This is a genomic window from Cellulomonas sp. zg-ZUI22 (assembly GCF_017353535.1).
Classification (GTDB): Bacteria; Actinomycetota; Actinomycetes; order Actinomycetales; family Cellulomonadaceae; genus Cellulomonas; species Cellulomonas wangleii.
The window spans coordinates 589077-612740 of the sequence record NZ_JAFMUZ010000001.1; the positions used below are offsets into that span (position 1 = coordinate 589077).

Sequence of the window (23664 nt, forward strand, 5' to 3'; positions counted from 1 at the left end):
GCATGCAGAACGCATGCGCCCGGGCGCGCGCCATCGCCGTGGGCCCACCGAGCCGTGTCGGCCACCGGGATGAACCTGTGGACGACGGGGTCTGCGAGGGGCCGTGAACCGGTACCGTGCGTGTCCGGGTTGGGCGGGTTTGGTCGGGAGGTGCGGTGGTCGATCCGGTGGCCCGTGCGCAGGGCAGGGTCGACGAGCTGCGCCGGCTGCTGCAGGACCTGAGTGCGGCCTGCGAGGACGTACCGGGCCTCGCGCGTCCGGCCGGTGCCGTCGGCGCGCCGGGGTCATGGACGGGATCCGCGGCCGACCGGCTCCACCACGAGGAGCTGGCCCCCGCGGCCCAGCGCCTCCCCCGCGCCCTGGACGCTGCCCTGCAGGCGGTGCGGGACGAGCTGGCTCACGCGGAGCGCACCCTGCGCGGCGCGCGCGAGAGCGCCAGGGGCGACGTGGGCGCGCGATGAGCCGACTGGTCGAGGTGTGCCCGGAGGCCATGGCGTGCGTCCGGGCGGACGTGGCGACGACGAGTCAGGCCGTGCTGGACCGTGTCGCACCCTTGCGCTCGCGGATGCTCGCGCTCGGCGTGCCGACCCGAGGGCTGGACGACGCGGTCGACGTGGCCCACCGGCTCGACGAGAACGTGCTGCCGGTCGTCGACACCCACCTCGGCCGGGCGCGTGCCCTGGCCGACACCTGGTACGGCGGGGCGCTCGGCGCTCCGTTCCCTGTGGTCGACGCCCCGCACCCGTCCCCGGTGGTCGACCCGTTCACCAGCTCGGCGCTCGATGACGGGACGACGATGCTGTCGTGGATGCCCGCCCCCGTCGAGGCTCAGCAGGCTGACGCGCACGCCACGGTCGAGTCCCGCGGGATCGGGGACTGGCTCGCCGGCACGTGGGATGGCGTGAGCGACGCGGTCGACCAGGGCGTGGACTGGCTCGCGCAGCGAGCGGTCGAGGCGGGGGACGCGGTCGGCGAGGCGGGTGCGTCGATCGGCGAGTGGTGGCAGTCGACCACGGCCGACCTGGGTACGTGGGTCGACGAGAACCTGGCCGGGGTACGTGAGCTCATCGGCCGGCACGTGGCGATGTTCCGGGTGCTGGCCGACGTGTGCCGCGTCGTCGGGTGGGTGGTCGTCGGTATCGGTGCCGTGCTCACCGTCGGGCTGACGGTCATCGGCGCGATGGGCGGGGCCGCGATCGGTGCGGTCTTCGGCTTCGGGGTCGGGGCGGTACCGGTCGGTGGCGCAGGGGCCGTCGCCGGGCTCACCGCCGGGCTCAAGGTCCTGGGCGTCGGGTTCACCCTCGTCGCGGTCGGGGACCTCCTGGACGTGGCTGCGGACTGGGGCGAGGGCAGCATCGACGGGCAGGAGCTCGTGCAGCGGGGTTCGGTCGAGCTCGCATTCGCCGTGACGTCGCTGGTCGGGGCAGGTGCGCTGGGCAAGATCGTGCAGAAGACGTGGACGCGTCTGCCGGCGTCGTGGACCGGGCGCATCGACGACGCGCTGGAACGGTTCTTCCGCCCGCGGCCGTCGGCTCCCGAGGTGACGCCGCATGGTGCCGACACTGATCGGACGGGCCGAGTTCCGGCAGACGCCGCCGACGGCGCCCCATCCGAGCCGGGCCTCGGTGCGTCGGCGGCGCGTGACCTGGATCCGGCTCGTGCGGTCCGCAAGGCGGTCGACCCGAGCGGTGCGGTGCACGAGATCCGATTCGGCGCGGCGGAGGTGGCCGACCAGGCGCGGTGGGACGACGCGCTGGACGTCGAGCTGCGGGACCGCGGCTGGACGCGGGCGCAGTTCACCTCGCTGGTCGCGCGGCCGGTGCACCAGCTCTCGGCCGCCACGCTGCGCGAGGTGCTGGCGATCCGCCGGGCGATGCCGACGATCCGGCCGGACGACGCGATCCAGAAGGTCGTGCCGCCGGACCAGGTCGCCAACGCCCTCGGACCGGCGCGGTTCGGTCAGGTCGCCGACGACGTCACCGTGCTGCGGGTGGCGCAGAAGGCGGCAGCGGGCAACGCGTCGAGGTTCGCGCTCACGAGCGTCGGCGGGTACGTCTCGCGGGCCGCCGACGTCACGGGGATGGACACGGCTGCGCTGTACCGCAAGCTCGGGCTCAACTACGAGCGGAGCGACTTCGCGCCCGACGAGTCGATGTTCACCGTCCGCTACCAGGCGGACGACATCCGGGTCGACGGCTCCATGGTCGCCCCGGGCACCCCGAACGGGCCGCTCGACCTCGTCGACCAGGCGCAGTACCTGCCGGCCACGGACGGGATCTCGGCGTCGCGCTTCGAGCAGATCGCGTCGGTGCCGGACGCGGACGCGCGGGCTGCGGCATGGAAGGCGTTGGCGACCGAACGAGGGCTCGGGCCGGAGGAGATGGAGCACCTGGAGTGGGCGCTGGGCTGGGAGGATCCCTACCGCGGGAACGGGTGGTCCGGCGACGGTCCGGACTACACGCCGGAGTGGGCGTACGCGGACCGTCACGGGCTGCCTGACGGGGCGGAGATGTGGGTGACCCGGCCGGACGGGACTGAGGAGCTCGTGGCGAGGTTCGACGACAAGCAATGGATCCAGGTGAGGGAGCAGCCGTGATCGTCGGAAAGTTCGCCGTCGTGGACGGAGTTCTCTACAGCGCCCGGTACTCGACCGGACGCGGCAGTGGTGTCGGGTTGGTCGTGCCGGGTGACCAGCCGCGCCCCGAGGGCTTCACGCGGCACGAACGGTTCGGGTGGTGGCGGGACGCCGAGTGGGACGAGGTCGACGAGGCCTATGAGATCGAGGTGTGGGCACGCGCACCCGGTGGGTGGGTCGTGCAGGTCGATGAGTGGGACGAGGAGACCGGTCAGGCATGGGTGACGCACATGACGCACGTCCAGGAGCGGTCCCCGTTCGGCCGGTACGAGGAGCCCGCGGGCGAACCGCCGTACCTGAACTACCGGCGGTACGACCTGATGTCCGACGGGTGGGTCCCCGGTGACCAGCTGACCGACGTGCGCAGCGTGCGCCGGGACGTCGACCTGCCGGGCAGGCGGGTCTCCTGAGGAACGGTGGTGCGGCGGATCCGCCGTCGCACAGGCATGACCACGACCTGGAGGTGAGCGTCGGGTGACGCTGATGCAGAAGGCGTTGACGCCGCAGCTGAGCGACGCGTACCTCGCCGCGGGGTACGAGCGCACGGGGGGATTCGCGGTCCCCGCGCAGACCGTGACGTGGGCGAGCACCGCCGCCGACCTGGTCCGGGCGCACGGCCTGACGTACCCCGGATCGCCGTACGGGCCGGACAGCCCGCACGTCGACGTGCTGAGGTTCGACGCCACGGCTCAGCTCCGGTTCGAGGACGCCGTCGGTGGCCCGGACCGTCGCACGCGCGAGCGGACAGGCGGCCCGTTCCTCGACCGCCCGCCGTTCACAGGCACGGGCTTCGTGGGCGTTCCCGACCACGTCGTCCCGCTCTACTGGTTCGTGCACTCGCGGGTACCGGCGGGTGCGCAGCTGGTGCGCGTCGGCGCCGACGGCTCCAGCGTGCTGCTCGCCACGTACGTGGACGTCGCGCACGGGTGGGTGACCGAGGACCGCGCGGTCGCGTTCGGGCTCCTGCCGTTGCACGTCGGCCCCCTGGCCCGGTGGAACGGGAACGTGCATCCCGCCGACGTGCTGGGCGACCGCGTCGTCCTCGCCGCCGCTGAGCCGCTCGACGGCTTCGAGCGCACGGCCGCGGGACGCTTCCGTCGGGACGTCCCGCGCGGCGACGTCGAGGAGCTGTTCGAGCTGTACGTCGAGGCGCGGTGGAACGGGCTGGACGTCCGCGTGGTCGACGAGTTCACGGACCGTGGGCGACCCCTGGTCCGCGTGTGCGCGACCACGCACGACGCCGACCTCGCCGAAGGGCTGCGCATGGACAAGGTCGAGGCCGCGCTGTACGAGGCCACCGTCGCACCCGGGGCCCTCACCGACGTCGTCACCTCCCAGCTCGTCCCGGCGGGCTGGGCCTCACGGTGACGACGACCCCTGGTGATCCAGGAGCGCGACCCGTCTCACGATGAGGTGTCCCGTCGCGCGTCGACGGGCACGGTGGTTCGAGAGTCACCAGGTGATCGGGTCCCGGATGATCGGGCACGTCATGCAGTGCCCGCCGCCGCGGCCGCGGCCCAGCTCGGCGCCGACGATCGTGACGACCTCGATGCCCGCCCGCTCCAGCAGCGCGTTGGTCAGCGTGTTGCGGTCGTAGGTGAACACCACACCCGGCTCGAGCGCGAGGGCGTTGTTGCCGGAGTCCCACTGCTGACGCTCCGACTCGTACACGTCGCCGCCGGTGTCGATGGTCCGCAGACGGTCCAGGCCCATGGCGCGGGCCACGACGTCGGTGAACGCGGCCGAGCCCTCGTCGACGACGTCGAACCCGGGCGCCCGGTCGGACGGCAGCAGGGTAAACGCGTGGACCGCGTCCATGATGGTCGGGTAGAGCGTGACGACGTCCCGGTCGACGAAGGTGAAGACGGTGTCGAGGTGCATGGCCGCGCGCAGCTTCGGCATGCCGGCCACCACCACGCGGGTGGCGGCACCCTGCGCGAACAGCGCGGCCGCGACCTGTGTGATCGCCTGCCGTGACGTCCGCTCGCTCATGCCCATGAGGACCACGCCGTCGCCGACGGGCATGATGTCGCCGCCCTCGAACGTCGCCTGCCCCCAGTCCCTGCCGGGGTCGCCCCACCAGACGCGCGAGCCCACGTAGTCCGGGTGGTGCCGGTAGATCGCCTGGTAGATGAGGGTCTCGTCGCGCCGCGCCGGGAAGTACAGCGGGTTGAGCGTGAGCCCGCCGTACAGCCAGCAGGTGGTGTCGCGGGTGTAGAGGGTGTTGGGCAGCGGCGGCATCAGGTACTCGCGCGCGCCGGTGGACTCGCGGGCCAGGCCGATCGCCGGCGGGCGGTGCTCGGCAGGCAGGTCGATGGTCGCGAGGCCGCCGATCAGCAGCTCCGCGAGCCGCGTGGCCGACAGGGACTCCAGGTACGCCCGTGTGGCGTCGACCAGCCCCAGCCCGACGCGGTCGGGGACGATCTTGCGGTCCAGCAGCCAGTCGCGCGCGCCCGGCACCTGCAGGGTCTGCGCGAGCACGTCGTGCAGTTCGGCCACCTCGACACCCCGCGTGGTCAGCTCGTCGACGAAGCCGGCGTGGTCCCGCTGCGCGTTCTCCACCCACAGGACGTCGTCGAACAGCAGCTCGTCGCTGTTGGTCGGGGTCAGACGCCGGTGCGCGAGCCCGGGGCGGCACACCATGACCTTGCGGAGGCGTCCGACCTCCGAGTGGACGCCGTAGCCTGCCGAGACGTTCGCGGTCATGCTCGTCCTTCCGTCGGGTGGCGTGGCCCACGCCGCAGTCACAGCTCGATCCTGCCCGTGCCCAGGCCGAGCACCGCGATGACGGCGCCGAGCACGACCACCCCGCACAGCACCGCCTCGGTCGGGGTGAACAGGCGTCGGCCGTGCTCGCTGCGGGCTTCACGGAGAGCAGGGTCAGCGGCGCGAGGACCAGCGTCGACAGCAGCAGGAACTCCAGGCCCGCCGCCACGAACAGGAACAGCGTGTACCCGGTGGCGGCGCCCGCGACGACCGCGTGCCGGCGCTGCGTCCGCGGGTCGACGCCGTGGCGACCCCGAACCGGGCGGGAGCGAGAACACCCCGGCGCCGACCATGCTGCCGACGACCATGGCGGCCAGGGTCGGCACGCTCATCGTCGCCGGGGCGTCGCGGGAGACCTGGGCATCGGTGGGCGTGGGTGCTCGGGCGGGTTCCCCCACCGGTCCGCTCACCGCGCCCCCCAGGCCCGCGCCCCCACGTCGGGACGCAGCTCGACCCTCGTCACACTAGAGGTCGGACGTTCCGGACGGAACAGGTGGTCGGTGCAGGTGAGGGCCGGTCCCCGGTCCGGGCAGCGTCACCGTCATCACGGTCCCGCTCCCACCCCCGCCGGGCGCGTCGGCCGCGACGGCACCGCCGTGCGCGTGCGCGATCGCCGCGACGATCGCCAGACCCAGGCCCGAGCCGCCGTCGGCCCGGGAGCGTCCCGGGTCGGCACGGTAGAAGCGCTCGAACACGAGCGCGCGCTGCTCGGCCGTCAGCCCCGGCCCGTCGTCGGCGACCTGGAGGTGCGCCCACCCGTCGGCAGCGCGCACCCGCACCGACGCGCACGTGCCGGGCGGGGTGTGCGCCGTGACGTTCGTCAGCAGGTTCGCCAGCACCTGGCGCAGGGCCGGCTCGTCGCCGACGACGACCACCGGCCCGGTCTCGTCGACGACGACCTTCCGGTCCGGGTCGGCGGCGCGCGCGTCGAGGACGGCGTCGTGCGCCAGCAGCGTCAGGTCGACGTGGTCGCGCTCGAGCCGGCGGTGCTGGTCGAGCCGCGCGAGCAGCACCATGTCGTCGACGAGGTCGCCCGTGCGGACCGCCTCGGACTCGATGCGCTCCAGGACGCGCGCGAGCTCGGCCGGGTCGTCGCGGGCGCCGCGGCGGAACAGCTCGGCGTACCCGCGGATCGTCGTGACGGGGGTGCGCAGCTCGTGCGCCGCGTCGGCGACGAAGTCCCGGACGCGCTGCTCGGAGCGGGCGCGCGCGTCCAGGGCCTGGTCGAGCCGGTCGATCATCGCGTCCAGCGACGCGGCCAACCGCGCGACCTCCGCGGGCTGGTCAGGGACACCGACCCTGCGGTCGGTGCGCTCGTCGCCGATCTCCTCGGCCGTGCGGGCGATGTCGTCCAGGGGCCGCAGCGCGCGCCGCACCCCGTGCCACGAGAGCAGGGCGCCGGCGACCAGGGCCACGCCCGCCGACGTGAACGCCGCCGCCCGGACCCGCTGCTGCATCTGGGGCAGCGACCCGGCGTCGCCGCCCCAGTCGTTCACGGCAGCGAGCGTGCCGCCGAGCGCCGCCAGCAGGCCGACGGCGAGCAGGCTGGTCACCAGCACCGTGAGCCGCGCCCGCAGCGACCTCACCGGGCGCGTTCCCGACGTCGGGGGAACCCCGTCTGCGTGCGCATGACGTAGCCCACGCGCGGGATCGTGTGGATCAGCGCCGGGGAGTACGCGTCCACCTTGCGGCGCAGGTACGACACGTACGTCTGCACGACGCCGTCGTTCCCGTTGAAGTCGTACTCCCACACGTGGTCGAGGATCTGCCGCTTGGACAGCACGCGCCCGGCGTTCGCCGCGAGGTAGCGCAACAGCTTGAACTCCGTCGGCGTCAGGTCGATGAGCTCGCCCTGGCGGCGGGCCGCGTGGGCCGCGACGTCGACCTCCAGATCGGCGAACCGCAGCACGTCGCCGTCGTCCTCGGGCGTCTGGACGCCCGTGCGGCGCAGCACCGCCCGCACCCGCAGCACGAGCTCGTCGAGGCTGAACGGCTTGGTCACGTAGTCGTCGGCGCCCACCGTGAGCCCGGCGATGCGGTCGTCGTGCGTGTCGCGTGCGGTGAGGAAGACGACGGGCGCGTCGACGCCGAGCCGGCGCAGCTCACGGCACGTCTCGAGGCCCGAGCGGTCGGGCAGCATGACGTCGAGCACGACGAGGTCGGGGTCGAACGTCCGCACGCACCCCACCGCCTGCGCGCTGGTGCCCGCCGTCCGGGTGACGAAGCCCTCGTAACGCAGCGCGGTGGCCACGAAGTCCGCGAGGAACGTCTCGTCGTCGACGACGAGGACACGGGGCGCGACGGTGACCACCTGGGCAGTCTGCCCCGGTCCGTCCCCCGGGCGCGACCGTCGGCCGAGGTTCTCAGGCTTTCCCCAGAAGTCCCGCACGCCCACGGAAGACCGCCCTGGTGCCCTGGGGCCATGGAGCGCTTCTCGAGATACGTCCTGGGTCACCGGCGCGCGGTGCGCACGGTCCTCGTGCTGCTGTTCGTGGCCAGCGGGGGTGCCATCGCGCTGCTGATCCCGAACATGACGGAGGCCAACCAGTACCCGGGGCTGCCCGCGTACGAGGCCAACCAGCAGATCGTGGACACCTACGGCACGGGTGGCTACGAGCGTCCCTTCGTCCCGGTCGTCACGCTGGCCGACGGCGCGCACGTCGACGACCCCGGCGTGCGCGACGCCCTCGGTGACGCGTTCGCCGCCGCCGGTGCCGCCGCCGAGGCCCGCGTCGTCTCCTGGGCCGACACGGGCGACCCCGTGTTCGTCGGCGACGACGGGCGCACGACGTTCGGCCTGGTGCTCGGCGGGCCCGTGGAGCGGGGCGGACTGCCCGGCAGCGCGCTCGGCGAGGGCGGGCAGCTCACGGACCTGATCGTCGACGCCATGACGCCCGCCCTGCCGGCCGGTGCGACGCTGCAGGTCACGGGCCTCGACCCGCTCGCGACGGGTGCCGACGCCGGTGGTCTGAACGTCCCCGTGAAGCTCGCGATCACCGTGCTCGCCGCGCTCGTGGTGCTGGCGTGGGCGTTCCGGTCGCTGCTGGCGCTGGTGCCGTTGCTCACCGCGTTCGTCGCGGTCCCGATCTCGTACATCGGCCTGCTAGCGGTCAGCCCGTTCGTCACCGTCCACGAGACGACCGTCATCATGCTGCCGCTGCTCGGCATCGGGATCGCGATCGACTACGCCCTGCTCGTCGTGGCCCGGTGGCGCGAGGAGCGTGCGCGCGGGACCGTCGGCGACGAGGCCGTGCACGCTGCGATGCGGACCGCCGGCCACGCCGTGGCGTTCTCCTCCGGTGCCGTGGCCATCGGACTGCTCACGATGATCGTGCTGCCCGTGCCGCTCCTGCGCAGCCTGGGCATCGGCGGCACCATCGTGACCGCCACGTCCGCGCTCGTGTCCATCACGATGCTGCCCCTCGTGCTGTCGTGGGTCGGACGTCGCACGCACGGGGCGTCGGTGCGGCCCAGCCGCCTCGACCGTGACGGCAGCCGGCAGTGGACACGCTGGGCCGAAGGTGTCGTCCGGCTGCGCTGGCCCGCGGCCGCCGCCGCGACCGCGGTGATGCTGGCGCTCGGTGCCGTGGCCGTGAACCTCAACCTCGACGTGCCCGCGTCGGACGACCTCGCGGCGTCCGGCCTGGGACGCGACGGCCTGGACACGCTCCGGGACGCCGGCCTGCCGTCGGGGGTCGTCGCGTCGTTCGACGTGTACGTGCCGCCCGGTACCGACCCCGACGCGCTCGCCGACGACCTGCGCGCGCTGCCCGGGGTCCACGGGGTCGCAGCGCCCGACGCCGACGCATGGCGCACCGACGGCTCCGCCGTCCTCACGGTGCTGCCGGTCGAGGAGAGCGCCACCGCGGGCGGGCGGGCCACGATCGACGCCGTCGTCGCGCAGGTGCCCCCAGGTGCCATGGTGGGAGGCAACGCGACCCAGCAGATCGGCTACGTGCAGATCACGTACGGCACGTTCGTGTGGATGCTCGTCCTCGTCGCGCTCGTCAGCTACGTCATGCTGGCGCGGGCGTTCCGGTCGCTGCTGCTGCCGTTGAAGGCGATCGTCATGAACCTCATGTCCTTCGCGGCCGTGCTGGGTGCGATGGTGCTGGTCTGGCAGTGGGGCTGGGGCACGCAGGCAGTGCTCGGCATCCAGCCGGACGGGGCGATCGGCACCTTCGTGCCCGTCACGCTCTTCGCGTTCCTGTTCGGTCTGACGATGGACTACGAGGTGTTCATCCTGTCCCGCGTCCGCGAGGAGTACGACCGCACCGGTGACACCCGCGCGGCCGTCGTCCGCGGCGTCGCCCGCACCGGCAGGCTCGTCACCTACGCGGCTCTCATCCTGTTCTTCTCCTTCGCGTCGATGGCGTCCGGCGGCGAGCTCGACGTCGCGATCTTCGCGTCCGGCATCGCCCTGGGGATCCTGCTCGACGCGACCGTCGTCCGGTCGGTGCTCGTGCCCGCGACCGTCGTGATGATGGGGCGCTGGAACTGGTGGCTGCCGGTGTGGGCGGCACGGGTGCTGCGCGTCGAGCCCTCGCCGCTCGCGCCGCGGGCCACGGCCACCACGTCCGGACCCGTCGCGGAACGCGTCAGCAGCCCACCTCGTGCTCGGTGACCTCCACGCGCGCCCGCTCCGGCGGTGCATCGGCGCGCACGTGCAGCAGGAACGTCACGGACCGGACCATCGCCGGGCCGTCGCACCCCGGGGCGAGCCGCTCGCCGGTGACGTCGAGCACCCAGCCGTCCGCCTCCGCCCGCACCGCCGACACCGTCGGGGCCTGCACCGCACCGCCGGGGGAGAGCAGCACCGCGACCTCACCGGGCGGCAGCGGGACGGGCGCACCGCCGGCCTCCGACCAGCCCGCCGCGACCTTCTCCGGGTCGAGGGTCACCGTCGTCTCCCACGGCTCGCTGCCGACGACGGTGCCGACGACGGTGTGCTCGATCCGCTCGCCCGCCGAGCAGGCCGTCACGGCGCCGCCACGAGCACGAGACCCGTGACGGCCCTCCACCCCTGGGCGCGGCGCGTGCCGCTCACCAGTTGTCGCGGACGTTCCGACACCGGCCGGAGCCCAGCCCCGACGAGCCCGCCGACCCTCTCCTGCATCCTGATCGTCATCACGACTCCCTGGACCTCCCCTGCCCCGGGAGACGGCGACGTCCCCGCACCGGTGCCGAGGCTACGCAGGCGGCCGTCGTGTCCTGATCCGCCGTTCGCGGGACCCTGGCGCGTCCCACGGGTGAGAAGTCGCTCACCGGCCGCTGCCGGTGATGTCCGTTTCGGTACGCTTCGCGCGGCCGACTCGCACAGGGCGTGCGGCGAGGGAGGTGCGTGGTGCGGGTTCGCGGGTTGCTGGCCGTCGGGGTGTGCGTCGTGGTCCTGGCGGGCTGCAGCGCGCAGAAGGCGGAGCCGGCAGGGCTGACGGCGTCACCCACCCCGGTCGCCACGGCGTCCCCGACACCGTCGCCGACGTCCACGGAGGTCACGACCACCGACCTGTCCGACGCCGAGCTGGGGATCGTGTTCGTCGACACCCCGGACCTGACCGGCCCGGCGGCGTCGGCGCACGACGCGGTCGCGATCTTCGAGGTGGAGTACTGGCGCTCGAAGACGACCGGTGGCACGAGCCCGGCACTGGTGCAGTTCGCCTCTCCTGAGCTCGTGCGGAAGGTCGAGTACGGCGTCCAGCGCAACAGCGAGGACGGGTTCGGGTTCGATGGGACCCTGCGCATCACGATCTCCGATGTGACGATCGACGGTGGCAGCGCGACGGCCTCGGTGTGCGCCGACTACTCCGACGTCCTGTTCACGACTGTGGACGGTTCTGCACCCCAGTCCTTCCAGGAGATCGACTTCCCGCAGTACGAGAGGTCGACGACGCGGCTCAGCACGTTCGACGACGGTGCGACATGGCGACCGGAGGACGCCACGTTCGAGGGCAACTCGTGCTGAGGTCAGGTGCGAGGCGGCGGGTGACGGCCGTCCTCGTCACCCTGTCGGCGGCTCTGCTGCTGGCTGCCGTACCGGCGGCAGCCGCCCCCTCCGAGGGTCGCAAGCCGTGCGGCCGCGAGTGTGACTTCGACGCCCCGCCGCCGACGACGGACACCGGTCTGGACGGTGAGGAGATCTGGGCGTCGCTGGACGTGTCCGGCCAGGTCACCGGCGGGGCGCAGTACCGGAGCGCGGGGCGGGTGAAGGTGGTGCCGCGGTGCTGGTACCGGTGGTGGTACACCGGGGCGGAGTACGCGGCGTTCTGGGAGGGCGAGGCGAACCAGAAGGCGATGGCGCAGGTGCCGCACCGGTACCGCGCGCAGGCGCTGCCGGGCTACCAGGAGCACGCGCTCAAGGGCGCGGAGGACGGCGGCTGGTACGGGCCGTGGTGCCGGGAGGGCGTGGACGGGGAGTTCCTGCTGAGCTACCTGGACACCCACCCGCCGCGGTTCTTCGAGGCGAACGAGCCACGGCCCGCTGCGGCTGCGGAGGTCGAGCCGCGGGTGCTGGCCGAGGCGGCGTACGAGGCGATGGAGCTGCCCCGGGGCACGGTGCGGTGGAACCCGTCCGTGGAGGGCTCGGGTGCCACGGTGGTGAACATGGCGACCTGGGTGTGGGTCGAGGGCGCCGCGAGCACGGCCACGGTGCGCGCCACGCTGCCCTCGGGGCCGTGGGTACAGGTCGAGGCGGTCATCGAGCGGGTCGAGGTCACGGCGCCGGGCATCGTCGGGTCCGACGACACGGTGCGGTGCGACGACCTGGGGGTGCCCTGGACCCCGGACGCCGACGACGCCGGGACCACCTGCGAGGTGGTCTTCGAGCGGTCCAGCGCGAACCAGCCCGCCAAGCACGGGCAGGAGCACCCGACCGCGACCATGGTGGTGACGACGGTGTGGTCGGCGTCGTGGACGTCGTGGCTGGACGCGACGCCGGTGGACCTGGGCGAGCAGACCACGACCGTGCCCGCGGAGGTCCCGGTCGGCGAGATCCAGACCGTCGTCACGCGGTGACCGAGGGCCGCCGCGCGCCTGTGCGCGACCGTCCGGCGGGACAAGAGGCCGACGGCAGGCCCTCGGCGCGCGGGTAGCGTGTCGCGGTGGCCGTCCGGCCGCCGCTCGCCCACCGAAGGTCCGCACCCGCATGACGCCCCCACCGCACCGCACCGACGGGTCCGCCACCGACCTGGGGTCCGTCACCGGCCCCGCCGGGACCGCCGGGCCACCGCCCCTCCTCCCCGTCACCGGGGAGCGCGTGCTGGGCCACGCCCTGCGCCCCCGGCACCTGACGATGATGGGCCTGGGCTCCGCGATCGGTGCCGGACTGTTCCTCGGCAGCGGCGTCGGGATCGCCGTCGCCGGGCCGGCCGTGCTCGTGTCGTACGCCGTCGCCGGGCTGCTCGTCGTGCTCGTCATGCGGATGCTCGCCGAGATGGCCGCCGCCGTGCCGTCCAGCGGGTCCTTCTCCGTGTACGCCGAGAAGGCGCTGGGACGCTGGGCCGGGTTCACCCTCGGCTGGGTCTACTGGTTCACGCTGATCATGGTGCTCGGTGTCGAGATCACCGGCGTCGCGCGCATCGTCACCGGGTGGCTGCCCGGCGTCCCGCAGTGGGGCGTCGCGCTCGCGGCCGTCGCCGTGTTCGCCGTGGTCAACCTCGTGGGGGTGCGGCAGTTCGGCGAGTTCGAGTTCTGGTTCGCGCTCGTCAAGGTCGTCGCGATCATCGCGTTCCTCGTCGTGGGCGTGCTGCTGGTGCTGGGGCTGCTGCCGGGCACCGAACCCGTCGGGACGGCGAACCTGCTGGGCAACGGCGGGTTCGCCCCCAACGGTCCCGCGGGGATCGCCGCCGGGCTGCTGGTCGTCGTCTTCGCGTTCGGCGGCATCGAGATCGTCACCATCGCGTCGGCCGAGGCACGCGACCCGCAGCGGGCCGTGGCCCGCGCCACGCGCTCGATCGTGTGGCGGATCATGCTCTTCTACATCGGTGCCGTGGCCGTCATGGTGCTCGTGCTGCCGTGGGACGCCCCGCAGCTGGTCGACGGGCCGTTCGTCGCCGTCCTCGACGTCGCCGGGCTGCCCGGTGCGGCGCGCGTCATGGAGGTCGTCGTCGTCCTCGCGCTGCTGTCGGCGTTCAACGCCAACATCTACGCGACGTCCCGCATGGCGTTCTCCCTGGCCGGGCGCGGCGACGGGCCGGCGGTGCTGCAGCGGGTGTCGCGGCGCGAGGTGCCGTGGGTGGCGGTGCTGGTGTCGGTCGTGCTGGCGCTGGTCGCCGTCGCGCTGAACTGGCTGCTGCCCGACGCGCTGCTCGGCATCCTGCTCAACGCCGCCGGGGCGTCGCTGCTGGTGGTGTGGGTGCTGGTCGCGGTGTCGCAGCTGCGGCTGCGGCCCCGGCTGGAGGCCGCGGCGGGGCCGGACGGGCTGCCGCTGCGCATGTGGGGTTACCCGTGGCTGACGTGGGCGACGCTGGCCGGGCTCGGCGGCGTCGTCGTGCTGATGCTCACCGACGACGCGGCGCGGGCGCAGCTCGCCGCGACCGCGGGGCTGGTCGCGGTGGTCGTCGGGATCTACGTGGTGTCGCAGGGGCTGCGCAGGCGGCGGGACGCACGCGGGTAGCGCGGGTGCGCAGGTGAGCGCGGTCGCGGGGGAGCGCGTCCGCGCGGCGGAGCGCTGTCGCGAGGGCTGCGGCCGGCGTTGCCCGCGCCCGTTCACCGCGCGGACCGGGTGCCACTGTCACAGAATCGGCGCGTGACGAGCGAGACGGAGAAGGCCGCGGGCGCACCCGGGCTGAAGCGGGCGGTGACCGGCCCGCTGCTGTTCCTGTTCATCCTCGGTGACGTGCTGGGTGCCGGGGTGTACGCGCTGGTCGGTGAGATGGCCGGGCAGGCCGGCGGCCTGGTGTGGCTGGCGTTCACGATCGCGCTGGTGATGGCCCTGCTCACGGCGTTCTCGTACGCCGAGCTGGTCACCAAGTACCCGCACGCCGGTGGGTCCGCGGTCTACGCCGAGAAGGCGTACCGCAGCCCGCTGGTCGCGTTCCTCGTCGGGTTCTGCATGCTCGCGGCCGGGATGGTCAGCGCCGCGGGTCTCTCGCTGGCGTTCACCGGGGAGTACCTCACGGCGTTCCTCGACGTCCCGCAGGTGCCTGCCGCGATCGTCTTCCTCGTGCTCGTCGCGCTCATCAACGCGTGGGGCATCAAGGAGTCGCTGCGCGCGAACATCGGCATGACGATCATCGAGACGACCGGGCTCGTCCTCGTCATCGTCCTCGGGGCGTGGGTCATCGGGCGTGGGGACGCCGACCTCGGCGGCGCGTTCGACCCGCCGGCGGAGACCGGGGTGTGGGTCGCCGTCCTCGGGTCCGCGCTCATCGCGTACTACTCCTTCGTCGGCTTCGAGACCTCGGCGAACCTCGCGGAGGAGATCCGCGACGTCTCCCGCGTCTACCCCCGTGCGCTGTTCGGCGCCCTGCTCACCGCCGGGGTCGTCTACCTGCTGCTCGGGTTCGTCGCGCCGGCCGTCATCGCGCCGGCCGAGCTCGCGGAGTCCACCGGCCCACTGCTCGAGGTCGTCCGCACCGCCGGGGCCGTCCCGCCGGAGCTGTTCGCCGTCATCGCGCTCGTCGCCGTCGCCAACGGCGCGCTGCTCACGATGATCATGGCGAGCCGCCTCGGCTACGGCATGGCGCAGCGCGGCCTGCTGCCCTCGCCGATGTCCCGGGTGCTGCCGCGCCGGCAGACGCCCGGCGTGGCGATCGTCGTGACCACCGTCGTCGCGATCGTCCTGGCCGTGACGGGTGAGCTGGTCGACCTCGCGTCGACCGTGGTGCTGCTCCTGCTGTTCGTCTTCCTCTCGACGAACGTCGCCGTGCTGGTGCTGCGGCGCGACCGCGTCGAGCACGACCACTTCCGCGCCCCCACGGCCCTGCCCGTGCTGGCGGTCGTGTCCTGCCTGCTGCTGCTGACCCGGCAGGAGGCGCAGCACTGGCTGCTCGCCGGGGTGCTGCTGGCGGTCGGCGTGCTCGTCTACCTCGTCACGCGGCGGTCGTCGCGGGTGGTGCCGGCCGACGCCTGACGTACCGGCCCCGTCCCGGCGGTCAGTGCGCGGCGACGACCGCGCTCAGCAGCGCGGGTGCGCTGCCGTCACGCCGGGGGTGCGGCCCGTGCGCCGCAGCCGGAGGATGGAACGGCACCGGAGACCGCTCGGTGCGGCCTGCTCGACGGGCAGGTGATGAGCGAGAGACCAGGGGGACTCATGGGTATCGACGATCTCAAGGGCAAGGCGTCCGACGCGGTGCAGGGCGAGAAGGGCGAGCAGGCGAGCGACTCCGCCATGGAGAAGGGTGCCGACGCTGCCTCGTCCGCCACGGGCGGCAAGCACGACGAGCACATCGACAAGGCGCAGTCGGCCGCGGACGAGAAGATCGGCGACCAGTAGTCGGCTCCTCCGGGCCGGGCGGAGCGCCCGGCCCGGGCGCTCCCTCGGGCCCCGTCCTCGGGCACGGACGCGGCCCGGGCCCTACGCTGCGACGTCATGGGTGAGGTGCGCGACGGTGCCCGGCTGCTGCTGCGCGGGTGGGGGTACTGGCGGCTCCGGCCGTCGGTGATGGCGTGGGGGCTGGTGCCCGCCGCGCTGGTCGGGGTGCTGGTGCTGACCGCCCTGTCCCTGCTCGTGATCAACCTGGGCACGGTGGCGCAGTGGCTCACCCCGTTCGCCGACGGGTGGACGCCCTTCTGGGAGCGTGCCGCCGAGATCGCCGCGCAGGGCGTGGTGCTCGTCGGCGCCGTCGTGCTGGTCGTCGTCACGTTCACCGCCCTGACGCTGACCGTGGGCGAGCCGTTCTACGACCGCATCTGGCGTGCCGTCGAGCGCGAGGAGACCGGAACCGTGCCCGCCGGGGACACCGGGTTCTGGCGGGGGGCCGTCGACGGGTTCGCCCTGATGGCCCGCGGTCTGCTGGTGGCCCTGATGGCCGGTGTGCTGGGGCTCGTGCCCGTGGTCGGGACCGTGATCGGCTGGTCGACCGGGCTCGTGCTCACCGGGTGGGTGCTGGCGCACGAGCTCACGTCCCGCGCGCTGGTGTCCCGCGGGCTGTCGCGCACCGAGCGCAACCGGCTGCTGCGGGCGCACCGGCGCGAGGCCATCGGCTTCGGGGTCGCGACGCAGCTGTGCTTCCTGGTGCCGGGCGGGGCCGTGGCGACGATGCCCGCGGCCGTGGCCGGGGCGACGATGCTGGCGCACCGGGTGCTGGGGCCGGGGGGTGTCGTGGACGGTGCACCGGGAGGTGCGGTCTCCGGCGCGGGGTCGTCCACGCACGCCGGATGATCGACGCGTAGCCCTGTCGCCGACGACGGGCTCGAGGCGCTCGACGAGACGTCGGGACCGACCGAGAACCCCCAGGGCCCCCGCGGGGACGGCCCGACGTTCGACCGGACGGGGAACCCCGTGTCGCCGGAGTCCGGCGGCGACCTGCACGGTGACCCGCTGGTCGTGACCGCGTGCCGAGGCCGAGACAGCGACGGCGACGATCCCGGTGCAGTACGGGTGCATCGGGTAGATCTCGGACCCGGCGGGATCGCCGGTCGTGCCCGGCGTGCCTCACACCAGCTTCGGCGGTATCCGCGAGGCGTCCGCGGCGGTGTTGCGTGACTCCTCCAGCTCGACTGCCAGAGCGTCGACCTGCGCCACGCGCGCCGGCAGCATGCCGCCGTCGGGGCGTCGTGCGGGGACCAGCACGAGCCGCACCGCCTCGGTCGTCACGAGCGCGACGGCGGGGTTGCCTGCCGACGCCGCACGTCCGGTGGTCCGGCCGATCGTCGCCACCTGCGTCCACGGCAGCGTCGTCAGCACGACGCGTCCCCGCCACAGCTCGACGCCGGACAGCGACCACGCGAGCGTGAGCCGCGTGCCGCCCGGCAGCCCGCCGGCCGTCGTTCCGAGGTCCGCGAGGGCCGACTCCAGGTGCTCGTCCGCCCACACGGCGTGCGTGCGCCGCCCGGGCCGTGCCGCCGCAGCCTCGCGCCGCGCGCGGTCGTCACGGCGCGCCTTCCACCAGAACCACCCGACGGGGCCCCCGACGACGACGACGAGCGCGAGCAGCGACCACGAGGGCTCCGGGGACCTCGCGATCCAGTACCCGGCGACGACGACCAGGGTGAGCACACCCACCGTCGTCAGGGCTGCGCGCGCGGACTGCCAGGTCACGGGCTCTCCAGGGATCGTGCGGCGTGGCCAGGACGGGGCCGACGATACGACGAGGCCCGTCGGCCCGGGAAGCTGGAAGCCCGCGTCCTCGGCAGTTCACCCGCTCGTCGGGGTGGGTGTGTCGACTGCTCTGGCTGTCTCGCTGGTCGTCGCTTCGCCCGCGGCTGCGGCCGCGCCCGCGCTCGGCCAGCAGGCCGAGAAGCCTTCGACGAGCGGCGATGCGTCGCCGGACGTCCTGGCGGCCGAGGCCGGCACCGCGACCATCGAGACCAGCGGCGCGACCACGGCTGGTGACCCCTTCCTGGGGCCCTGACGCTGCTAGTCTCAGCGGGCCCTGAAGGCGCTTTGTCCGTGTTCGGGGCTTGTGGTGCGCCGGTCGACCGTCTCGGGACCTTCACCCGTAGCCGGTGTCGTCGCCGGTCTCGCACCGCCGCCGGTCGACCGTCCAGGAGGTGCCGTGCCCGGTCCGCGACCGCCCGTCCTGCCACGTGTGGGGTTCGCACTGCTGACGATCCTGCTGCTGCTCGCGCTGGTCGCGTTCGTCGTGCTCTTCGTCGTCGTCCCCGACGAGCGCTGGACGTTCCTGTGGCCGATGGTGGCGATGCTCGTCGGGCTCACGTGGGTGCGCGGCGCTCGCCGGACGTGGGTCGAGAAGCACCGGCCCGCGACGGCACCGGTCGACACGCCGCCGACCGGGCTGGTCCCGTGACCGGCGCGGCCGGCGCCGCACTCGACGAGGCACGAGGACGGCTGCGGCTCACCGCCCACCAGCTCGACGCGCTCGCGCTCACCGTCCGGTCCGCAGCGCCCGAGACCGCGGACCAGCGGCGCGCGCTCGACGAGCTGCGCAGCGCCGGGATCCTCGACGGCCAGGACCGCGTCCACCCGCTGGCGGCGCAGTTCGTGCTCGCCATGACGGCGCCGCTGATCCGCATGCTCGTGGAGACCAGCGGCCCGCAGGGCACGTCCGCCGCGCACGTGGCGGTGGCGGGCGAGGACGTCTGGTACAGCGAGCCGTGGCCGGGCAGCGGACCGGACGACCCGGTGACGTACCAGCGCGCCGAGCTTCCCACCATCGTCTGGGACCTGGGTCGTCTCGCGGGCCTGCACCGCAGCCGGGTCCCCGCGGGTGCCACCGCCGTGTCGGCCCCCGCCGGGCTGGTCGACATCGTCCTCGAGATGGCGTCGCTGGGCCCCGCCGAGTGGGACGACGCGCGCACGGTCGCCCTGGCCACCACGACGACGGAGCGGTGGCCGGACCTCGACGCGCAGACGCGTGCGCGCTGGCTGGCGATCGTCGCGACGCTGCGCAGCTGGTGGCGCGTCACCGTGAGCTGGGGCGACGAGGGCGCCGGCACCGGCCGCTGGCTGTCCGTGCTGGACTGCGGTGCCGACGGCTACTGGCGGTGGGACCACCCCGAGGACCGGACGGACGACGGCGTCGCCCGGGTCTCGCTCGTCCCGGTCAGCGGGGGCGGGCTCTGGGAGGCGCTGCAGGGACTGCTGCCCTCGTCGGCTGAGCTGCAGGCCGCCGTCGGCCACGGGCGGGGCTGAGATGGCACCCGCGCCCGGGTACGACCCCGGCGCCGCCGACGCCCTGCGCGCGTCCCGCCTCCGCACCCTCGCCGCGCGGATCGAGACGGTCGTCGACCCCGCGCTGAACGCCGCGCGCACCGAGCTGTGGGAGTGCGCGAACGCCGACGACGTGCGGGAGCGGCTCGCCGCGTACCAGGGCGCCGCCCGCGCGGCGGCGCGGCACCTGCTGCAGGAGGCGTCGTCGGCGGACAACGACGCCCGTCGCAAGCGGGACGCCGCGGCCGTGACGGGGGCGTACTGATGGCGGTGCGCATCGACCCGACGGTGCTCGACGCCGTGGCGACCCGGGTGACGACCCTGAGCGACGAGCTGCACGGCATGCTCGCCGAGGCTCGGCAGCTCGATGCCGGGTGGGCGGTGACCGGGCTCGGCGAGGTCCCCGCCTGGTGCGACGACGCGACCGTCGACCTGCGGGCCCGGCTCGGCATCGTCCGGAGCATCGAGCAGCAGGCCGTCCCGGCCTTCGGACCCGCCGGGGCCGGGTGGATGGAGATCGCCGGCGGCCGCACCGCGGTGGTCACGTCGATGGGCCGCCTCGGCGGCCTGGCCACCCAGCCCGACCGGAACGCGGGCCTGGCGCGACGCCCCGGTGAGACGCTCGACGACTGGATCCACCGGATCGCGGGTGAGGCGATCGACGCCCTGCCCCACCTGGACGGCGCCGGTCGGCCGGTCGTCGAGGCCTACGAGTGGTACGAGGACTACGTCGCCGTCTTGTTCTCCGGCGGGATGAGTGCGCTCGCGGCCGCGACGGTCGCCCGGGTGTCCGTCACGCGGTCGGTGGTCGTGCCGATGATGCAGCGGCTGGCGCTGCCACCGAGCACGGTCGAGAACGCGCTGCTGAGGTACGGGACGTACCGGGCGCCCGGGACCACGATGCAGTCGCTCCTCATGCGGATGGTCCCGCTGGACAAGATGCAGTCCGTCCCGCCGAGCGTGCAGAGGTGGGCGGCGAACAGCGGCCTGCGCACCCTGCTGCCTGCGGTGGAGGCCCGCCTGCCGGGCATGGCGAAGGACGTCTACGAAGGCGTCTTCGGGGCGAAGCAGTACGTCTTCAGCGCGGCGAACGCCGCAGGAGAGCCGGTCATCGCCGTCCGCGGGACGAGCAACCTGCTGGCCGTCGCCGGGGACGCGCAGGCGGGCACGAAGCTCGCCACGGTGGCCCGGACGGCGGGGGTCCTCCGCGGGGCGGGCGTGCTCGGCAGCGCGGCGTCGGTCGGGTTCGACATCGCCCAGGTGGCGTCGCACGGCAACCCGGTCGAGGCGTTCCGGCGTGACGGTGCCGGCTACGTCGCCGACATCGCCAAGACGGGATTCGACGTCAGCCTGACGGCCGCGCTCATCGCGCCGAACCCGGTCACCTGGGGTGCCGTCGCCGTCACCGGCGCGGTCTACGCGGGCGCCGAGCTCGTGGACCACTGGGACGAGGTGTCCGCGGCCACGTCGCAGGCCGCCGAGTGGACCGCCGAGCAGGCGACGAAGGCCGCCGGATGGGCCGCCGACCAGGTGGCCGACATCGACGACGTGGGTGACGTGGTCGACAAGGTCGGCGGCGCCGTGGAGGCTGTGGCGGACTCGAAGATCAACCCGATGAACTGGTTCTGACATGGACATGACGAACAGCCCGTCCGGTCTGCACGCGACCCTCGCGGCGGGGCGGGTCCGCGTGGTCCCGCGCATGAGCGGGGAGTCGCTGCGACGCATGGGTGCGAAGTCGGACGGCCTGGTGGACATGACGCTGGCCGAGGTCGACGGGCCGTGGGGTGCGCTGCGGATGTCGATGGACGGGTACCCGCTGAGCGTCCGCGCCCAGGTCGACGGGCAGATCGTGGCGACGCTCACCGCGGTGAGCGAGACGGTGAACGAGGAAGGGCCCGTGCCCACGTTCACGGGCCGTGACGTCCCGGTCGTCCTGGGTGCGATGACGGCAGGTGTGCGGTTCGTCGCCGAGGGATCCCGGCTGCGTCCGGCCGGTCGGCGCCGGTTCCTGCGGGTGACGGCCCCGGACCGGGCGTGGACGTACGGGTCGACCCAGACCCAGACCGGGAGTGCCAACCCGGTGGGCAAGGTGCTCGGCGTCGTGGGAGCGGCCACCGAGCTGCGCCGCGGCCCGGACCCGGCGACGGGTCCGCTCGCCGTGTCCTGGGAGCACCAGGGCGCTCGGGAGGAGAAGGACCCCAGCGGCAGGCTCTACGTCACCGTGAGCTGGGCCGATGGCGCCACCGTCGAGGAGGTGGTCCTGACGATGCTGCTCTTCCTCGGCACCAACGAGACCAAGCTCACGCCGCTGTGGTGGCGGGTGGTCGACGCCGGCGGCGCGTCCTGACGCCAGGGCCTGTGCTTCGTCCTTTGGTGAGGACGCGGCGACGTCGGCGCGAGTCACCGCGTCTCACCCCGTTGCGTCCGGTTTGGTGCAGATCGGCCGCTATCGTGTGCGGGCCACCGGACGAGACGAGGACGACGTGACGCTGCGCAGGGCCCTGCCGATCCTGACGGTGCTGCTGCTGTGCGCCGGGTGCGCCTCGGAGGCCGTCGAGCCGCCCGGGCTGGATGCCACGGTGACGGCCGACCCGTCACCGACCCCGACGCCGAGCCCCACGCCGACCGGGCCGGTGCTGGAGCCGTCGGACCCCGAGCTGGGGATCGTGTTCGAGGACGTGCCGGTGCTCGAGGGGGCGCAGGTGGACGTCTACAACACGGTTGCGGCGTACCGCAAGGAGTACTGGCGGATGCTGACGACGAATGACGTCAGTCCGGGGTTCGACGTCCTGGCGTCGCCCGAGCTGGTCGCCATGATGCAACGCATCGCCACCCAGAACGCCGATCAGCAGCTCCTCCTGGGGGGTGCGTTCCACACCCGCATCAGTGCAGTGGCCGCCGACGGGGAGTCGGCCACCGCCATCGTCTGCGACGACTACCGCGACGTCATCGGCACCGATCCGAACGGGACGTACACCTCCGAGGAGATCGGCCTGGAGAACCTCGCGTCGCAGCTCACTCTCGGCCGCAGCGTGGGGGGCATGTGGCGCGTTCTGAGCGGCAGCCCGGCCGGCGGATGCTGAGCGCTGGGCGCCTCGCCCTCGTGGGCCTGGGCTCCGCTGCTCTCCTCCTCGCCCTCAGCGCACCCGCGTGGGCCGCGCCGCCGCAGTCCGGTCAGGAGGATCACGGGGGCGGGGCGGTCAGCGGTGACTCGTCGGAGGGCGGGATCGGTGCGGGTTCCACCTCCGCAACGGTGGAGACCAGCGGTGCGACGACGGCTGGTGTGCCGTTCCAGGGTTCGGTGCGGGTGCCGGTGCCGCGGCGGTGCTGGTACGGGGCGGGGTGGACGGGGCAGCGGTACTACGAGTACTGGAAGGACGGGGGCGTCGGGCGGTCCTCGATGACGCAGGACGCGTACGCGGCGCAAGGGCTGCTGCACGAGGGGTTCCAGGAGCACGCGACGGACACCGAGGGTCGGTGGTACGAGGCGGAGTGCGCGTCGCACGTGCCCGCTGACGAGCAGGTCGCGTACTTCCTCTCCCACCCGGCGGTGTACGTCATGCCGGGGGAGCCGGCTCCGGCTGTGCAGGAGTCGGTCGATCCGCGGGTGCTGGCGCAGATCGCGGCGGAGCACATGCAGCTGCCGGCGGGGACGATCCGGTGGAACCCGTCGGTGCAGGGGTCGGGGGCCACGGTGGTGAACATGGACACGTTCGTGTGGGTGGAGGACGCGGCGACGTCGGTGCAGGTGACCGCGTCGGTGCCGGGGGTGTGGTCGACGGTGGAGGCGCGGATGACGTCGATGGCCCTGTCGGCCCCGAACGCCGAGGACGTGACGTGCCCGGACGCCGGGACGCCGTACGTGCCGGGGATGACGGAGAGCTCGTGCGCGATCGTGTTCTACCGGTCCAGCGCGAACCAGCAGCCGCTGAAGTCCGGGCAGCAGCACCCGACGGCGACGTTGACGGCCACGGCGAGGTGGGAGGCGACGTGGACGTCGTCGCTGGATCCGACGCCGCAGGCCCTGGAGGCCCAGACCCGGTCGGTGACGGCCGAGGTCCCGGTCGGTGAGGTGCAGACGATCGTCACGCGCTGATACCGCGGATGTCGGTTGTGGAAACCGGACACGCGGCGGCCGGGTCCACCAGTACGGTGACGGCGCACCGGCCAGGTGCGGCGAACGCGGAGGGGCATGTGGGGGAGCTGAAGACCCGGACGGTGCCGAACCCGGAGTTCGAGGACCTCACCGATCTGCTGGAGCGGGCACGGACGATGGCGGTGGTCGTCGCCGGGCTGCTGGAGCGTCCGGCTGGTCTGATGTCGCAGGACCGGGTGTGGACGGGCCCGACCGCGGCTGAGGCGTTCGCCCTGGAGCTCGACGGGCGTCGGGCGGATCTGCCGCAGCGGTTCGAGGCGTTCATCGACGCGGTCACGGTGCGTCGCGCTGCGGTGCCGCCGAGCTTCGACGTCCCGGTCTCGGAGCTGTGAG

Annotated in this window: 25 protein-coding genes; 20 read left to right on the top strand and 5 right to left on the bottom strand. The window is 73.7% G+C overall.

The features are described from left to right. Positions 1–155: 155 nt before the first annotated feature. The 4 genes from J1G43_RS02755 to J1G43_RS02770 all read left to right on the top strand — a co-directional run bounded on the left by J1G43_RS02755 (position 156) and on the right by J1G43_RS02770 (position 4003). Positions 156–461 carry a hypothetical protein gene (locus J1G43_RS02755; RefSeq protein WP_207377908.1) on the top strand — a complete coding sequence of 102 codons (306 nt, stop codon included), beginning with the start codon at positions 156–158 and terminating at the stop codon, positions 459–461. Beyond that, positions 458–2596 carry a hypothetical protein gene (locus tag J1G43_RS02760; protein ID WP_207377909.1) on the top strand — a complete coding sequence of 713 codons (2139 nt, stop codon included), beginning with the start codon at positions 458–460 and terminating at the stop codon, positions 2594–2596. The genes J1G43_RS02755 and J1G43_RS02760 overlap by 4 nt, the downstream gene beginning before the upstream one ends. Further along, the gene (locus J1G43_RS02765; RefSeq protein ID WP_207377910.1) at positions 2593–3045 is read left to right on the top strand and encodes a hypothetical protein; all 453 of its coding nucleotides are present in this window, start codon (positions 2593–2595) and stop codon (positions 3043–3045) included. The genes J1G43_RS02760 and J1G43_RS02765 overlap by 4 nt, the downstream gene beginning before the upstream one ends. Before the next feature lie 73 nt (positions 3046–3118). Continuing rightward, the gene (locus J1G43_RS02770; protein ID WP_242635344.1) at positions 3119–4003 is read left to right on the top strand and encodes a hypothetical protein; all 885 of its coding nucleotides are present in this window, start codon (positions 3119–3121) and stop codon (positions 4001–4003) included. Between the two features lie 84 nt (positions 4004–4087). Here J1G43_RS02770 and J1G43_RS02775 read toward each other — a convergent pair whose 3' ends face one another. From J1G43_RS02775 to J1G43_RS02785, 3 genes are all read right to left on the bottom strand, one after another. Then, positions 4088–5341 (bottom strand): arginine deiminase, encoded by a 1254-nt coding sequence (locus tag J1G43_RS02775; protein WP_207377912.1) that lies wholly within the window; start codon positions 5339–5341, stop codon positions 4088–4090. A gap of 524 nt (positions 5342–5865) precedes the next feature. After that, a complete protein-coding gene (locus tag J1G43_RS02780) occupies positions 5866–6987 on the bottom strand; it encodes a cell wall metabolism sensor histidine kinase WalK (protein WP_207369860.1) in 1122 nt (373 codons plus the stop codon). After that, on the bottom strand, positions 6984–7712 hold the full coding sequence (locus J1G43_RS02785) for a response regulator transcription factor (protein ID WP_207377913.1): 729 nt from the start codon (positions 7710–7712) through the stop codon (positions 6984–6986). The genes J1G43_RS02780 and J1G43_RS02785 overlap by 4 nt, the downstream gene beginning before the upstream one ends. Positions 7713–7823: 111 nt before the next feature. On the opposite strand from J1G43_RS02785, the gene J1G43_RS02790 reads away from it, so the two are divergent. Continuing rightward, positions 7824–10025 (top strand): MMPL family transporter, encoded by a 2202-nt coding sequence (locus J1G43_RS02790; protein WP_207377914.1) that lies wholly within the window; start codon positions 7824–7826, stop codon positions 10023–10025. Here the strand turns inward: J1G43_RS02790 and J1G43_RS02795 are convergent. Then, positions 10000–10383, bottom strand: coding sequence for a hypothetical protein (locus J1G43_RS02795; RefSeq protein ID WP_207377915.1), 384 nt, complete (start codon positions 10381–10383; stop codon positions 10000–10002). The genes J1G43_RS02790 and J1G43_RS02795 overlap by 26 nt on opposite strands. 359 nt (positions 10384–10742) lie before the next feature. Here J1G43_RS02795 and J1G43_RS02800 point away from each other — a divergent pair, with 359 nt between their 5' ends. From J1G43_RS02800 to J1G43_RS02825, 6 genes are all read left to right on the top strand, one after another. Next, positions 10743–11363: a hypothetical protein gene (locus J1G43_RS02800; RefSeq protein ID WP_207377916.1), complete on the top strand. Its 621-nt coding sequence runs from the start codon at positions 10743–10745 to the stop codon at positions 11361–11363. Between the two features lie 20 nt (positions 11364–11383). Beyond that, on the top strand, positions 11384–12412 hold the full coding sequence (locus tag J1G43_RS02805) for a hypothetical protein (protein WP_207377917.1): 1029 nt from the start codon (positions 11384–11386) through the stop codon (positions 12410–12412). Positions 12413–12689: 277 nt separating this feature from the next. After that, positions 12690–14012: an amino acid permease gene (locus tag J1G43_RS02810; RefSeq protein ID WP_242635346.1), complete on the top strand. Its 1323-nt coding sequence runs from the start codon at positions 12690–12692 to the stop codon at positions 14010–14012. A 132-nt stretch (positions 14013–14144) separates the two neighbouring features. Beyond that, entirely contained in the window at positions 14145–15470 is a 1326-nt protein-coding gene (locus J1G43_RS02815; protein WP_207339691.1) for an APC family permease, read from the top strand. 180 nt (positions 15471–15650) lie between these two features. Beyond that, positions 15651–15833, top strand: a complete 183-nt coding sequence (locus tag J1G43_RS02820) for an antitoxin (protein ID WP_207339690.1) — start codon at positions 15651–15653, stop codon at positions 15831–15833. 96 nt (positions 15834–15929) lie between these two features. Then, a complete protein-coding gene (locus J1G43_RS02825) occupies positions 15930–16721 on the top strand; it encodes an EI24 domain-containing protein (RefSeq protein WP_207377918.1) in 792 nt (263 codons plus the stop codon). Between the two features lie 273 nt (positions 16722–16994). Here J1G43_RS02825 and J1G43_RS02830 read toward each other — a convergent pair whose 3' ends face one another. Further along, the gene (locus J1G43_RS02830) at positions 16995–17600 is read right to left on the bottom strand and encodes a hypothetical protein (protein ID WP_207377919.1); all 606 of its coding nucleotides are present in this window, start codon (positions 17598–17600) and stop codon (positions 16995–16997) included. A 118-nt stretch (positions 17601–17718) separates the two neighbouring features. On the opposite strand from J1G43_RS02830, the gene J1G43_RS02835 reads away from it, so the two are divergent. The 9 genes from J1G43_RS02835 to J1G43_RS02875 all read left to right on the top strand — a co-directional run bounded on the left by J1G43_RS02835 (position 17719) and on the right by J1G43_RS02875 (position 23663). Beyond that, entirely contained in the window at positions 17719–17913 is a 195-nt protein-coding gene (locus tag J1G43_RS02835) for a hypothetical protein (protein WP_207377920.1), read from the top strand. 144 nt (positions 17914–18057) lie between these two features. Beyond that, the gene (locus J1G43_RS02840; protein ID WP_207339686.1) at positions 18058–18309 is read left to right on the top strand and encodes a hypothetical protein; all 252 of its coding nucleotides are present in this window, start codon (positions 18058–18060) and stop codon (positions 18307–18309) included. Beyond that, the gene (locus J1G43_RS02845; protein WP_207377921.1) at positions 18306–19154 is read left to right on the top strand and encodes a hypothetical protein; all 849 of its coding nucleotides are present in this window, start codon (positions 18306–18308) and stop codon (positions 19152–19154) included. The genes J1G43_RS02840 and J1G43_RS02845 overlap by 4 nt, the downstream gene beginning before the upstream one ends. Position 19155: 1 nt before the next feature. After that, positions 19156–19437: a hypothetical protein gene (locus J1G43_RS02850; protein ID WP_207339684.1), complete on the top strand. Its 282-nt coding sequence runs from the start codon at positions 19156–19158 to the stop codon at positions 19435–19437. Further along, entirely contained in the window at positions 19437–20801 is a 1365-nt protein-coding gene (locus J1G43_RS02855; RefSeq protein WP_207377922.1) for a hypothetical protein, read from the top strand. The genes J1G43_RS02850 and J1G43_RS02855 overlap by 1 nt, the downstream gene beginning before the upstream one ends. A gap of 7 nt (positions 20802–20808) precedes the next feature. After that, positions 20809–21522, top strand: coding sequence for a hypothetical protein (locus tag J1G43_RS02860; RefSeq protein ID WP_207339682.1), 714 nt, complete (start codon positions 20809–20811; stop codon positions 21520–21522). Between the two features lie 136 nt (positions 21523–21658). Continuing rightward, entirely contained in the window at positions 21659–22258 is a 600-nt protein-coding gene (locus J1G43_RS02865; protein WP_207339681.1) for a hypothetical protein, read from the top strand. A gap of 170 nt (positions 22259–22428) precedes the next feature. Continuing rightward, positions 22429–23271, top strand: a complete 843-nt coding sequence (locus J1G43_RS02870; RefSeq protein WP_207377923.1) for a hypothetical protein — start codon at positions 22429–22431, stop codon at positions 23269–23271. Positions 23272–23369: 98 nt separating this feature from the next. Then, positions 23370–23663 (top strand): hypothetical protein, encoded by a 294-nt coding sequence (locus J1G43_RS02875; RefSeq protein WP_207377924.1) that lies wholly within the window; start codon positions 23370–23372, stop codon positions 23661–23663. The last annotated feature ends 1 nt before the right edge of the window (position 23664 follow it).